The following is a 13,839-nucleotide window of genomic DNA, read 5'->3' on the forward strand; positions in this document are numbered from 1 at the left end:
AGTTTTAAGTTAAACTTCCTAATTTAAAACTCGTAACTCATAAGTGATAGTTATTTTAAGCCCATACCGTATCCCTGAAGCCCAATTGCCAAACAAAGTACCTGGATTGACACTCTCACCGTCACAGCGTCAGCTTGACGGGAGATTCTTGCTTCATAGAAACCTGCTCTTTGATGCAAGCACCATTAAGTCTTACAGTCTCTCCACAAGCTTGAATTTCTGTGTGTCCCACAGTATTTGTTGACAGTATCCTTAATCCTTCTTCCCTTAAGTTTTTTGCTGCGTTTTCATCTCTATCATGTTGAGTTTGACAACTCGGACAAACCCATTCACGAATGCTTAGATTTAATGAATTATTCTTGAACTTGCAGCAATTACAAAGTTTTGTACTCGGAAAAAATCTGTCAACCTCAATAAGTTTTCCTCCCTCTCTCTCCAGCTTGTAACCTATAAAATTAAGCAACATTCCCAAACCAGCATCATGTATTGATTTTGCTAGTTTAGTACGTGCTAACCCTTTCACACAAAGGTTTTCTGCTACAATGACTTGGTTTTCGTCAACTAGCCTTCTTGAGAGTTTGTGAAGGAAATCAAGTCTAGTATTGGCTATCTTTTCGTGAACTTTGGCTACTCTTTTAACCTGTTTTTTGCGGTTATTAGAACATTTTGTCTTTCTAGATAAAGTTTGTTGTCTCCGTTTTAATCGTTTGGCATACTTACGGGTTGTTTTAATCGGATCTACTTTATAACAGTTTTCACCATCAAACACAGTTACTAAACTGTTTAAGCCTAGATCAATCGCTGATATCTTCCCTTGTTTCTTGGTTATTAAATCATCAGTCTCAAATAATATTGCTGCAAAATATTTATCTGTGGTTGTTTGAGAAACAGTTACAGATTTAATTTTGCCGTTAATACTTTTTGAAATACTTGCTTTAACAATGCCAAGTTTAGGCAGTTTTAAACTACCATTTTTAATTGAACAGCTTTCAGGGTAACGAATTGACTGCTTTTTATGTTTACTTTTAAACTTAGGGAATCTAGCTCGTTTAGAAAAGAAATTCTTAAATGCAGATTCTAAGTTTTTAAGTGTTTGTTGTAATGTAGCAGCAGTTACCTCTTGTAACCATTTATAATCAGGGAGTTTTTTAAGTTGGGTTAGCTCTTTTGCCATGTCGCAATAGTTTAACCCTTTCCCTGTTTCTTGATACTGATTGTTAGTTTTACTTAGGTAATAATTCCACACAAAACGGGAACAACCAAAGCTTTTAGCTAGGGCTATTTCTTGTTCTTTGTTGGGATAAATCCTTACCTTTAAAACGTCTAACATCAGTTGCTTTTAGCTCTATTATCCTATAATATCACTTAACGCTCTTAAATGTCAATTATGTATCATAATGGTTTTAGGTCTGTTTACAAGCTTAACGCTCACATCGTTTTATAGCGCTACGCGCATACGTTAGGACAATTTTTCAAGGAAGCATCCTTATAATATCGTCTATTTTGAAATTATCAATGTCCTAACTATAGCGCGTAGCGCTATAGTGGTCAAGTATCGCAGACGCGCCATTAACGCAGAAATACTAACACGGTTATAACAAATCTTAAAACAAACCTTAAATAAATGGGAATCGTAATTGCTAGAATTTAATGGAAAGTCGGATCGTGTTCACTTAATAATCGACTATAAGCCAGATATACTACTGTCTACATTGATGGGTAATTTAAAAACAGTTATTAGCAGATTAATCCGCAAAGAATATCCCTGGTTGGCACAAAAATATTTCTATAACAAACCCTATTTCTGGACTGGTTCTTATTTTGTTGTTAGTTGTGGTGGCGCTACTTATGATAGAATTAAAAGTAATGGAAACGATAGATTTTTTAATGATGAAGCTAAAAAGACTAGGCCATGTGGCCATTTGTGTCCAAGATATTCAGAAGTCTGCTGAGTTTTACCAAAACTTGGGGATGGAGTTAGTCTGGAAGGATGCTGACTGGGCTTATCTCAAGGCTGGCGAAGATGGATTGGCGCTGATGAGTCCGGCCTACGACCAAGCGGGGCCGCATTTTGGGTTTATTTTTAGCGATCGCGCGGAAATGGAAGCCGCCAACGAGCAGCTCAAAGCCCAAGGTGTTAAAGTCAGCCATATCCACGATCATCGCGATGGCACTGCTTCTTTCTACGGTCGCGATCCCGACGGCAATGGTTTTGAATATCTTTACGAACCTGTAGCGGTTGCTGTTGCCAGCAAGAACTAGCAACGCTTGCTGCTATCAAGAACATCTAGATAATCAGAACTTGAGATAGCAAGTTCTGCACTTTCTCCAAGGAAACCTGATGTTTCTCCTCAAACTTTCGATTTGCACCCTTGACCTTTGGAATATGCCGAAACGGGGTGTTCCTAGTTTATCCTGAAAATTACAGCCTTTCCCGATCATCACCTTACGTTAAAATCATAATATTAAGCTTTGATTCAATCTGAGACTTTAGAACTACTCGAATGGCCGCGCCTGTGCCAACATTTATCTACTTTTGCTGCCACTAAGCTGGGAGCGATCGCATCTCGTCATCTCCAAATCCCGCCAACTCAGGATGAGAGCCTGACTTTAATAGCACAAACTAAAGAAGTTTACAAACTCGAAACTCGTCTGACATCAGGCTGGACTTTTGATGGAATTTGTGATATAGGAGATGCTTTGGAGCGAGCCGGACTCCAAGGTATTTTGTCTGGGGAAGAGTTGCTGAATATAGCGACGACCCTGGCGGGGACAAGGCAGCTGCGTCGAGTCATCGACAACCAAGAAGATTTGCCCGTCCTGACAGAGCTAGTCGCAGATTTGCGGACTTATCCAGAGCTAGAGCAGGAAATTCACCGCTGCATTGACGATCGCGGCCAAGTAGCAGATAGAGCTAGCACCAAACTCGCTGGAATTCGGCTGCAAATGCGGCAACTGCGAGACCGGATTTATCAGGTATTGCAGGGGATTTTGCAGCGACAATCTGGTGCGGTGCAGGAACAGGTGATTACCCAAAGGGGCGATCGCTTTGTGATTCCCGTCAAAGCAACTAGCAAAGATGCCATTCCCGGTATCGTTCACGATTCTTCGATGAGCGGCGTTACCCTCTATGTGGAACCTAATGCAGTAGTGTCCCTGGGGAACCAGATGCGGATGTCGATCCGCCAAGAGCAAGCTGAGGAAGAAACAATTCGCAAAGCTTTGACTGAGCAGGTCGCCGCAGTTCAACCGGATTTAGAGAGGTTGTTGGCGATCGCAACTACATTAGATTTGGCAACTGCTAGAGCGCGTTACAGTTACTGGTTGCAAGCTAATCCACCTAGATTTGTCGATCGCAAAGAAGGGGAAACCGTTACCCTACGGCAATTGCGCCATCCTCTACTGGTTTGGCAATATCAGCACGAACAAGGCGCAGCAGTAGTGCCAGTGGATTTACTGATTGGGCCGCAAATTCGAGTCGTAACGATTACCGGGCCAAACACTGGCGGTAAAACTGTTACCCTGAAAACGCTGGGTTTGGCGTCCCTGATGGCGAAAGTGGGTTTATTTGTACCCGCAAGAGAACCAGTAGAATTGCCTTGGTTTGACCAAGTTTTAGCAGATATTGGGGATGAACAATCGTTAGAACAAAGTTTATCTACCTTTTCCGGTCATATTCGCCGCATCAGTCGGATTTTAGAAGCAATTGGAGAAAAGGGAGCAGAGGAGCAGAGGAGCAGAGGAGCAGAGGAGCAGAGGAGCAGAGGAGCAGAGGAGCAGAGGAGCAGAGGAGCAGAGGAGAGTGATTCTGATTTATCCTCCCCCTCCCCCACTCTAGTTTTGTTGGATGAAGTTGGCGCAGGTACTGACCCAGCGGAAGGGAGTGCTTTGGCGATCGCACTATTAAAATATCTGGCAGATTCCGCACAACTCACCATTGCTACCACCCACTTTGGCGAACTGAAGGCGCTGAAATATCAAGACGATCGCTTTGAAAACGCTTCTGTAGAATTTGATGATGTTAGTCTTTCGCCTACTTATCGACTACTTTGGGGAATTCCCGGTCGTTCCAACGCACTCGCAATTGCGCGACGCCTGGGACTGAATCCAGAGGTAGTTGAAAACGCCCAAACCTATGTAGGAGAAGCTTCCGAAGAGGTAAACGAGGTAATTGCTGGGTTGGAAGCGCAACGAAAGCGTCAGGAAAGCAAGGCAGAAGAAGCAGCGCAAGTGTTGAAACAGGCAGAGCGTTTTTATCAGGAGGTTTCCCAGAAGGCAGCTGCTTTGCAGGAAAGAGAACGACTGTTGCGACAACAACAGGAACAGGATGTGCAGAAAGCGCTTGCTGAAGCTAAAGGAGAAATTGCACAGGTAATTCGTCGCTTGCAACAAGGGCCGATGACGGCTCAAGATGCACAAGCTGCAACCGAAGCAATAAATCAAATTGCTCAACGTCATTTGCCAAAACCGCCAGCAAAACCCAAACCTGGGTTTATGCCTTCTGAAGGCGATCGCATTCGGATTCCCCGATTGGGACAAACTGCTGAAGTGTTGAGTTCTCCTAACGAAAACGGTCAGCTGAGCGTTAAGTTTGGAATCATGAAAATGACAGTATCTTTAGAAGATATTGAATCTCTGGATGGTCAGAAACCAGAACTTCCAGCTAAACAAAAATCAGCCGTTTCATCCCCGCCGTCAACAGGGGGGAAACAGGCGGTGTCTGTACAGCAAGAACCCAAACCGGCGATTCGTACTTCCCAGAATACTCTCGATATTCGGGGTAGTCGGGTAGCAGATGCGGAAAGCGAGATTGAACGTGCTATAGGTCAAGCATTAGCGTCAGGAGTGCTGTGGATAATTCACGGTAAAGGCACTGGCAAGCTGCGGGAAGGGGTTCACGAATTCTTAAAGCGGCATCCGCTGGTCGATCGTTTTGAGTTATCGGCCCGATCGGAAGGTGGTGCTGGTGTTACCGTTGTTCACCTGAAGTAACGGGAATTGGAGAATTGCAAATTTAAGATTTCAAATTGCAAATTAGACCTCTTGCAAAAGTCCAAGGGAACCCCACCCCCTCACCCCCTCCCCGCAACGGAGAGGGGGGAAAATCTCTGATTCCCTCCCTGTTAACGGGGAGGGTTAGGCTGGGGTTCTAAATATTTTGGCAACAAGTTTATTGAAAATTATTCTGCAATTTTAAATCTTAAATCTGAAATTATTTCAGCCCCAAGTGAACAATTCACTGGTTGAAGTGTTGCAACAATCCAGCAGATTTTGAACTTTATTTTTGACGATCGCGTAACGCCAGCCTAGTAGTTCTCCTTTGTGGTACGAAGTCGCCTCACCGATGATAAAAGGTTCTTGCGAATAAGGGGTACGGCAGCGAATTTTGCCTTCGTCGTATCCCAGCCAAAAGTCGGTGGCTTTTTGAACCGAGTGATGAATATGCAGGCGATATTCGGAAATTAACAATTCCAAATGCAGCAAACGTTGCTGTATGTCTTGTCCCTGCTGGTACAACCATTCACACAGCTGATATGATTGCGGGCCCCAAAGATTTTGCTGTGCGATTTCCTGCCAGATTTTCTTCCAATTAAGTGCATAGGTTTCCTGTATGTAGGACAGAGATGCCCCAGCGGTTAAGGCTTCTGCTAATCCTGTAGTAGCCTGGTTAAACTGGGTCAAGCCTGCCTCAAGCGAAACAAGTGCCGCTTCGCAGTTTTTCAGTTGCTTATCAGCCCAGCGATTTGTCATAGTTTTTTTTATTAAGCTTTTTTTTAATTATTGTAGGTTACTCCCTTTGGTGGAAGAATTGTTATCCCTTATCCCTTTTTGATTGTGATATGTTAAAATCACTTTTCTGTGCAGTTGACTGTTAGCCGATCGCTTTCTGCTCAATTTTATATGAATATTCCAAATTGGGTCACTTTTTCCCGTCTGTTGGGGTTGCCGTTTCTCCTTTATGGTTTGCACAACCCAACAGAATCAAGCCGCTGGATTTGTTTAGTAATTTTTCTGGTAGCCGCCGCTACGGATTGGTTGGATGGCTATCTGGCAAGAAAACTTAACCAAGTTACCGATTTAGGCAAGTTTCTCGATCCGTTGGTAGATAAATTGCTGGTGTTAGCGCCTTTGCTGGCGTTGATTGAGGAAGGTGAGGTGCCTGCTTGGGGGGTGTTTCTAATTTTAGCACGGGAATTGGCGATCGCAGGTTGGCGAGTTAATCAAACTTCAATTTCGGGAGCTAATATTTGGGGTAAGCTGAAAACGGTGAGTCAGATAGTTGCTCTTGCACTTCTCATCGCGCCTTTACCGGAAGTTTGGCAAATCCCCTCCCTCATCGCCTTTTGGATTTCTGTCGCTTTCACTTTAATTTCCGGTGCTATTTATCTTTGGCCTCAAAATCTTACCAAAGAAAATGCTTAATAGCCCTGCTGCACCATCCAAACTAAAAATCCCAAGATTTGCTCAACAGGAGGTAACGAGTAATCGGTGAGATCAATTGTTACCGTCTGTTCTTCTAGTTTGAGAAAGCGCCATTGCGTACCGCTACTCACAGTACCATAAATTGTTTGGATGGGTTTCTTCTTGGCTGAATTAAATTTTTGTGCAGCTACCATTTCGGCAATACATTGTCCAATTCCTGACTTAATATCCGACTTTTTCGCTTCTACTATTACAACAGCAGGTGCTTCTACCGTAAGTTGTTCTGGAGAAAGACTAATCAAAAAGTCGCACACACCGTTGAGTCCAGATGCAACATCGACGTTAAATTCTTCACCGGAAAACACGCTAATTTTCCGATTAAAAATGCGTCGCACCTCCAGTAAAACTGGATTAATAATTACTTCAGACCTAGCTTTTTCAGTGTCAACGGCGACAGCCCAAGGTAAGTCTTCCAAAATTCCTAACAGTCTCGCACTCGGTTCTAAAGGTTGGATGTTTGTTGGTAAAAACCTTGTTTCTTCTACAGTTGTAAGGTGGAAATCCTCTTTCACCTTACTTAAAGTGAATTGACTGTAAGCCATGTAATTTTACCTTCCATAAAATACATTTCCGAAACCCGCATAAACCTACAGCCTCTCATGCTGGGGCTACACAAACAAAGCCTGCCTTCGCAGGCTATATACATTACCTATCCCGACAAAAATACTAGATCTACGAGACGGCTTTCAGAATCTCATCATCCACTGAAAAATCTACTTCTGATTTGTCTCTTCCAGACATGATAAAATCATTTTGGAATGAATCTTTCAAACCAGAAATTAAGTCATATTCCGGTTTCCAATTAAGTTCGGTCATGGCTTTATTAACTGAAGCAAAGAAGTGCTGCACTCGCAATGGGAAACCTTTGCGTTTGCCGAAATCAAACTTTTTCGGATCGTAATGCACAATCTGAAAGTCATCGGGTGATTTACCTGCTGCTACTGCACAGGCGCGTGCAAGTCCATCAAAGGTGACGTAGCGATCGCCTGATATATTATACACTTGCCCGATCGCTTTCTCATTACCCAGCACAGCTGCCATCGCATTTGCTAAGTCTTTGCAATGACCGAGTTGGGTGATGTGTAATCCGTTACCTGGTACGGCGATGGGCCGATCGCGCACGATGCGATCGAAAAACCACGCTTCCACATCATTATAATTTTGCGGGCCGTAAATATAAGTCGGGCGAATTGAGGTAAAAGGCAATCCTTGTTCGATTAAGTAAGCTTCAGTTTCGTGCTTACCTTTGTGACGGCTTTTTGGGTCAATTGCATCGCCTTCAATATGCGGTAATTCATCTGTTTTGAGATAAACTCCTGCCGAACTCATATAGACAAAATGCTGCACCCGACCTTTAAAAATATCGGCTAAAGGTTGAGTATCGCTTAATTCGCGACCGTTGTTATCAAAAATGGCATCAAAGTTTTCAGACGATAGCTTTTCTTTTATTTGCGAAGCGTCAGTGCGATCGCCGTGAATTTGTTGTATCCCTTCAACTGGCGCTGGCTTTTTGCCGCGATTGAATAATACAACTTCGTGACCTTGTTCTACCAAAATTTTAGTCAGATAAACCCCGATAAAGCGAGTGCCACCCATTATTAAAATTCGCATTTTATACTATCCTATTTATTAGCAGATTTGACTGGTATTTTCCAATAACGTCCTGCGGTATGAACTTCATCGCCAATGATTTTAACACCACCGAGTTCACGTCCGATCGCAAATAATTCTTCTCTTTCTTCATCAGTTAAGTAATCATCTCCTTTTCGTCCGCTGGGACTAACCATCCGATTTTACTTCAGATTTAGTCTGGTTTTGCAACAAAGGTGAATTTTTCGGTAACTTCCAAGAACGTCCTGCTGTATGAACGTAACCGTCAATGATTTTTACGCCCCCAAGTTCTCGTCCTAAAGCGGTTAATTCCTTCCGTTCTTCATCTGTTAAGTAGTCATTACCGTGAAGACTACCTGATGGACGGTAAGGATCTCCTCCCGCATCTAGATAGCGTTGGCGTCCTACCGCGAACAGTTCTTTGAATCTTTCATACTTTTGTTTCCGCACTTGAGTAGATTCTGTCATAGTTCTGACTCCGGTTCGATCGGGACTATTTCGCCATTTTGCAGCAGCCGCGAGATCGGCAAGACAGGGCTTGGTGTTTCAATGTACCAAGTTCCCGTTTCTATATCATAGAACGTATATCCCAGTAAATCCAAAGTGTCTAGGGCATTCAGAATTAGGTACTGTTCTTCTGTTGGTTCCACAGGTTGTTACTATTATCGCCTCAAATATCTTACAGCCTTAGTTGAGTCACGGCGATTTTACCAGAAAAGCAGACATCCACATCGCTACCGGGAGTGCGATCGCGTTTTGCATACTCGCCCTGGTAGTAATATTCATCACCTTCGACTCGGTAGTTCACTGGTAAAGGGTGGGTACTCGGTTCGCAAAATACCACTTCTGGATCTGGTTCTCCCGGTAAAAGATGCGGTAAATTAACATTCCAGAAACTACCGGGTGCGATCGGTTTATTAAACAAATCATCTAATACTTTCGCCGTCCATCTAGCAGCAGTATCCCAATCAACATTTAACTTACCTTTGCGATAATGAGAAACTGCAATACCTGGAATACCGTGCGTTGCTGCTTCTCGCACAGCAGCAACAGTACCCGAAATGTAAACATCAACACCCATATTGCCGCCAGCGTTGATGCCCGAAAGTACCCATTTGACATTTTGACAAAGATGTGTTATGGCAAGGCGCGTGCAATCAGCCGGAGTACCACCTACAGCATATTCGGTTTGCGATCGACGTTCTACGTGAATAGCGCCAGTAGTAGTAACTTGATGACCGCAACCCGATAAATGGTCTTTTGGTGCGACAATTATGGCGTTACCGTTGACAGCTTTTTGTAATGCGCGGATGCCTGGGGCGTCGATGCCGTCGTCGTTGGTGAGAATTAAGGTCATAGGTTTTCGCTGGAGTAATATAGAGTAATGTAATATAGAGAACAAAGGTACGTTGTTGCGCTTCAGCGCTCTTAGCACATTCTTACGCTTCAGCGCTCTTTGGCACATTCTTACGCTTTAGCGCTAAAGCGCAACAACATACCTAAAAATCAACTGATTAACTTACATGACTGCTGCTAACAGCACCGATTTTCAAGCATATCTGAAATCGATTTGCAGTGACGAAAAATATCAGGGTTGGCAGGATTTTTATACGCCAACCGATGCTTTACACCGTCAACGCATCGAAAAGAGGCAACCACCGCGAGGGTTGAATTTAAGCTTGATGGTGCAAACGATACCGCCACCAGAAGAAAAAGCAGAAAAAGAACAAGTCGAACGGCTGGAGGTACTGGCAGGATTACGCAAATATGCCGATAATCATCTGTTATTGGTGGGAAAACCCGGTTCGGGGAAATCGACAGCTTTAGAACGGCTATTGTGGGAAGAAGCAGAGAAAGCGAGACAGAAGCAAACCCCACCCCCTAACCCCCTCCCCGTTGACGGGGAGGGGGGACAAGACGGGGAGGGGGGACAAGACGGGGAGGGGGGACAAGACGGGAAGGGGGGACAGAAAATTCCGGTTTTGGTGGAACTGCGCCTCTATAAAACTTCGGTATTGGGGATTATTGGCGATTTTTTGTTTCAGCATCGATGCAGGTTAAACGAGGCGGAGATTGAAGAACTGCTGTTTGGGGGAAGATTTTTGCTGCTTGTCGATGGGTGGAATGAATTGCCAAATGAAGAAGCGAGAAGAGATGTCAAGATATTTCGGGAGAAATACCAGCGCTTTACGCCGATGATTTTCACGACGAGGGAGTTAGCGGGGGATATTGGTATTGAAAAAAAGCTGGAAATGCTGCGGCTGACAGAAGAACAAATGCAGCAGTTTGTCCTGACTTATTTGCCAGAAGAAGGGGAACGTTTATTACAGCAATTGCAGGGACGTTTGCGAGAGTTGGGGGAAACGCCGCTATTGCTGTGGATGATATGCGAACTATTTAATAGCACAGGCAATATACCGCCGAATCTCGGTTTAGTGTTTCGCTGTTTCGCTGAAAGTTATGATAGCCAAATCAAACAGGATGTCTCTACAGATGAATCTCGCAGTCAATGGTTTTTGCTATTGAAGCATTTGGCATTTAAGATGATGTGGGGGAAAACAGCGACGGATTTGCGAGTGACGATACCGAAAGAAGAAGCTGAAGAGATTTTGACTGATTTTTTAGCTAAAAAAAAGTTTGATAAGCCTCGCGAATGTGCTTTTGACTGGCTGAATGATTTACTGAAATATCACCTGATTCAACCTACAAATAGCAATCGGGAAATAGAATTTCATCACCAGTTGCTTCAGGAATATTACGCAGCAGAAAAGCTACTGGTGCAGTTGCCTAAACTCAGTGATGATACGCTAAAACGAGATTATCTCAATTATTTGAAGTGGACAGAACCGCTGGCGCTGATGTTGGCATTGGTGGAGGATGAGGCGCAGGCGTTGCGAGTTGTGAAGTTAGCGCTTGAGGTGGATTTGCGGTTAGGGGCGAGGTTGGCGGGGGAGGTGAAGGAGGATTTTCAGGAGAAGAGTGTTGATTTAGTGGTTAAATTAGAAATTGATCCTGTTCTGAAGGTTGAATTTTTGGGTTTAACCCGTTCTGAAAAAGCTGTTACGCTTTTAATTCAGGTTTTGAATGATGAAAATTCTTTTGTTCGTAGCAGTGCGGCTGAAGCATTAGGAAAAATCGGCAACTCCCAGGCGTTTGATGCTTTAATTCAGGCTTTGAATCATAAAGATTCTGATGTTCGTGGGAGTGCGGCTGAAGCATTAGGAAAAATCGGCAACTCCCAGGCGGTTGATGCTTTAATTCAGGCTTTGAATGATGAAGATTCTCCTGTTCGTTGGAGTGCGGCTGGCGCATTAGGAAAAATCGGCAACTCCCAGGCGGTTGATGCTTTAATTCAGGCTTTGAATCATGAATATTTTGATGTTCGTTGGAGGGCGGCTGAAGCATTAGGAAATATCGGTAGCCCTGAATTACTGCCCCATCTCACTCCATATTTGAAAACAGATAATGAACTCAACGCATTAAAAGCAATCTCTAGCATTCAAAGCCGTTGCAAATACTATAATTATGAAATATACACATCTCCCGCACCTGAAAAACAAAAGCCCAAAAATCCTATAATAGATACGTTAAACACGATAAAGGAAACATTCAACACCATGTCAGAAACTCCCAAAGTTCAAATGAATTTCCATGACAAAGTATATGGTGCTGCTGGAAATGTTGAAGGCGATCAAATAGTTAACGCCCCAAAACAAAATCTCGCAGAATCCGCCGCCGAAATTCAACAATTGCTAGAACAACTAGCTAAAAATAACCAAATAATCGTCCAATCTGACAATCAAGCTGTTGTAGTTTCAGCGATTCACGAAGAAATCAAGCGCAATCCAACAATTAAAGCGCGGTTGTGTAATGCTTTAAAAGCTGGTGGAACAGAGGCTTTGAAGGTAGCATTAGATGCGATATTTAAAAATCCAGCCGTCAGCATTTCAGTGGAGACAATCAAAGGATTTATTGAAGCAGAGTAGGGTTTGTTGATTTGGACAATTAGCCTGTCTGGGAATCAATTTGCTTGCATCGGCGAACACACCCGTCTGCGAATCAATTCGTTTGCATCTGCGAACAAGCCCGCCTGCGAATCAATTCGTTTGCATCTGCGAACAAGCCCGCCTGCGAATCAATTCGCAGGCTAATAGCGAAAGTCGTCTGAAGACGACTGGTGGAAGCAGAAATTCAGTCCACTTAAGTGGACTTCAGCTATTAGCCTGGGATTTGAATCCCAGGTGGGATGACAACGAAGCGATTGATTTTTGTTTACCTTTTACCATGCGATTTGCGTTGATAATTAAGATGCGAAATCGCTCTTTTCTACCCCAAATCAATCCCAGAAGTTTGCTTTTCTTTGGCTTCTTTAATTTCACGCACCCGTTTTTGATATTTATATGCGATCGCTTTTTCTCTTCAGTCGGCGCAGGGAACCCCACCCCCAAACCCCCTCCCCGTTCACAGGGAGGGGGCTAAGAGAGAAAGCTAAGAAAGAAAGCTAAGGGAGGGGGCTAAGAGAGAAAGCTAAGAAAGAAAGCTAAGGGAGGGGGTTAAGTTAATTCATCCAACTTAGCGCGAACTGCTTGAATATCCTGCCACATCAACCACTTCGGACTACCCTGTTCCTTAGAAGGATTTCGCAACAAATACGCTGGATGCAAAATCGGCATACAAAGTCGCCCTTCCCATTCCATCCAACTACCTCTAATTTTCGTAATTCCCCTCTTATCGCCAGTCAAACTTTTAACAGCAGTCGCCCCAGTCAATAAAATAATTTTGGGATTAACTAGGCGAATTTGTTCTAGCAAATAAGGTTTGCAAGCGGCGATTTCATCCGGTGTGGGAACGCGGTTTTCGGGTGGTCGGCATTTATTCACATTACAAAGGTAAACATCCTTATCGCTACTCAACCCAACCGCTGCGAGAATTTTCTCTAACAGTTGACCCGCTTTACCGACAAATGGCAAACCCGTCTCGTCTTCATTTTGACCGGGCGCTTCCCCGATAATCATGATCGGGGCTTGTGGATTGCCGCGTCCAACGACAGCATGAGTGCGGGTGTTTCCCAAACGACAGCGATCGCACTGGTTACAATGATTCGCTAATTGGTCTAATGTTTGATAAGTACCGGGAGGAATGGGTATTTTTGCACTGGTGGGAATCAAATCTGACCCAAAGGCTGACAGGGTAGATGTTTCGCCATCAGGTAAAAGGTCAAAAAGGCTGAGCTGTTCTTGGCTGGGCATAGATTGAATGGCAACGTTTCCAAGGCATTAAAACGGCATATCATCGTCGTCGAAACCGTCCTGGGGAGGAAAATCATCACTCTCTTCCGGCTGTGGCTCATTTTCCGGTTCTGTTTGCATATCGATCCAGCGTTTGGCTTGCTTGAGTGCTTCTTTCTCGTTTTTGGCGTTGTGAACTGGGATAAAGCATTTGCCACCGGAGTTCCAGACTTCTACGCAGAATACTGGTCTGGCTTCGATAATCCAACCTTTGTAAATTTCTGGTGAACTCATAGTCGATCCCAATTCTCTATCCTGTTGCTACATATCGCCTAACCTTAGAATACTGTTAACTTAAGGATAATTGTAGTAACGCAAGTTGCTAGTTATAAGCTTATGGGTTTCGATCCCCCTAAATCCCCCTTAAAAAGGGGGACTTTGAATCCGGTTCCCCCCTTTTTAAGGGGGACTTTGAATCCGATTCCCCCCTTAAAAAGGGGGGCTAGGGGGGATCGAA

At 43.9% G+C, this 13,839-nt stretch carries 15 protein-coding genes; 5 read left to right on the top strand and 10 right to left on the bottom strand.

Annotation, left to right across the window (positions count from 1 at the left end):
- Positions 1-121: 121 nt before the first annotated feature.
- Positions 122-1,330 carry an RNA-guided endonuclease InsQ/TnpB family protein gene (locus LAY41_RS26960; RefSeq protein WP_249104848.1) on the bottom strand — a complete coding sequence of 403 codons (1,209 nt, stop codon included), beginning with the start codon at positions 1,328-1,330 and terminating at the stop codon, positions 122-124.
- A 307-nt stretch (positions 1,331-1,637) separates the two neighbouring features.
- On the opposite strand from LAY41_RS26960, the gene LAY41_RS32915 reads away from it, so the two are divergent.
- The 3 genes from LAY41_RS32915 (at position 1,638) to LAY41_RS26970 (ending at position 4,992) form a co-directional block, all read left to right on the top strand.
- Positions 1,638-1,952 (top strand): transposase, encoded by a 315-nt coding sequence (locus tag LAY41_RS32915; protein ID WP_420840354.1) that lies wholly within the window; start codon positions 1,638-1,640, stop codon positions 1,950-1,952.
- Positions 1,891-2,262, top strand: a complete 372-nt coding sequence (locus LAY41_RS26965) for a VOC family protein (RefSeq protein ID WP_249104921.1) — start codon at positions 1,891-1,893, stop codon at positions 2,260-2,262. Before LAY41_RS32915 ends, LAY41_RS26965 begins: the two co-directional genes overlap by 62 nt.
- A gap of 210 nt (positions 2,263-2,472) precedes the next feature.
- A complete protein-coding gene (locus LAY41_RS26970; RefSeq protein ID WP_249104850.1) occupies positions 2,473-4,992 on the top strand; it encodes an endonuclease MutS2 in 2,520 nt (839 codons plus the stop codon).
- A 225-nt stretch (positions 4,993-5,217) separates the two neighbouring features.
- On the opposite strand, the gene LAY41_RS26975 is transcribed toward LAY41_RS26970, so the two are convergent.
- A complete protein-coding gene (locus LAY41_RS26975) occupies positions 5,218-5,751 on the bottom strand; it encodes a hypothetical protein (protein ID WP_249104852.1) in 534 nt (177 codons plus the stop codon).
- 150 nt (positions 5,752-5,901) lie between these two features.
- On the opposite strand from LAY41_RS26975, the gene pgsA reads away from it, so the two are divergent.
- Positions 5,902-6,423, top strand: a complete 522-nt coding sequence (gene pgsA / locus LAY41_RS26980) for a CDP-diacylglycerol--glycerol-3-phosphate 3-phosphatidyltransferase (RefSeq protein WP_249104922.1) — start codon at positions 5,902-5,904, stop codon at positions 6,421-6,423.
- Here pgsA and LAY41_RS26985 read toward each other — a convergent pair.
- The 6 genes from LAY41_RS26985 to surE all read right to left on the bottom strand — a co-directional run bounded on the left by LAY41_RS26985 (position 6,420) and on the right by surE (position 9,451).
- Positions 6,420-7,025 carry a hypothetical protein gene (locus LAY41_RS26985; protein ID WP_249104854.1) on the bottom strand — a complete coding sequence of 202 codons (606 nt, stop codon included), beginning with the start codon at positions 7,023-7,025 and terminating at the stop codon, positions 6,420-6,422. The genes pgsA and LAY41_RS26985 overlap by 4 nt on opposite strands.
- Before the next feature lie 130 nt (positions 7,026-7,155).
- Positions 7,156-8,094, bottom strand: a complete 939-nt coding sequence (locus tag LAY41_RS26990) for an NAD-dependent epimerase/dehydratase family protein (RefSeq protein ID WP_249104857.1) — start codon at positions 8,092-8,094, stop codon at positions 7,156-7,158.
- 11 nt (positions 8,095-8,105) lie between these two features.
- Positions 8,106-8,270: a hypothetical protein gene (locus LAY41_RS26995; protein WP_249104859.1), complete on the bottom strand. Its 165-nt coding sequence runs from the start codon at positions 8,268-8,270 to the stop codon at positions 8,106-8,108.
- Positions 8,263-8,562, bottom strand: a complete 300-nt coding sequence (locus LAY41_RS27000) for a hypothetical protein (protein ID WP_249104861.1) — start codon at positions 8,560-8,562, stop codon at positions 8,263-8,265. The genes LAY41_RS26995 and LAY41_RS27000 overlap by 8 nt, the downstream gene beginning before the upstream one ends.
- Entirely contained in the window at positions 8,559-8,744 is a 186-nt protein-coding gene (locus LAY41_RS27005) for a hypothetical protein (RefSeq protein ID WP_249104863.1), read from the bottom strand. The genes LAY41_RS27000 and LAY41_RS27005 overlap by 4 nt, the downstream gene beginning before the upstream one ends.
- A gap of 29 nt (positions 8,745-8,773) precedes the next feature.
- Positions 8,774-9,451: a 5'/3'-nucleotidase SurE gene (gene surE, locus LAY41_RS27010; RefSeq protein WP_249104864.1), complete on the bottom strand. Its 678-nt coding sequence runs from the start codon at positions 9,449-9,451 to the stop codon at positions 8,774-8,776.
- Between the two features lie 166 nt (positions 9,452-9,617).
- On the opposite strand from surE, the gene LAY41_RS27015 reads away from it, so the two are divergent.
- Positions 9,618-12,080, top strand: coding sequence for a HEAT repeat domain-containing protein (locus LAY41_RS27015; protein WP_249104867.1), 2,463 nt, complete (start codon positions 9,618-9,620; stop codon positions 12,078-12,080).
- A 567-nt stretch (positions 12,081-12,647) separates the two neighbouring features.
- Here LAY41_RS27015 and LAY41_RS27020 read toward each other — a convergent pair.
- Positions 12,648-13,343, bottom strand: coding sequence for a uracil-DNA glycosylase (locus LAY41_RS27020; protein WP_249104869.1), 696 nt, complete (start codon positions 13,341-13,343; stop codon positions 12,648-12,650).
- 27 nt (positions 13,344-13,370) lie between these two features.
- Positions 13,371-13,616 carry a hypothetical protein gene (locus LAY41_RS27025; RefSeq protein WP_249104871.1) on the bottom strand — a complete coding sequence of 82 codons (246 nt, stop codon included), beginning with the start codon at positions 13,614-13,616 and terminating at the stop codon, positions 13,371-13,373.
- Positions 13,617-13,839: the final 223 nt, after the last annotated feature.

This window comes from Argonema galeatum A003/A1, from assembly GCF_023333595.1.
Taxonomy (GTDB): Bacteria; Cyanobacteriota; Cyanobacteriia; order Cyanobacteriales; family Aerosakkonemataceae; genus Argonema; species Argonema galeatum.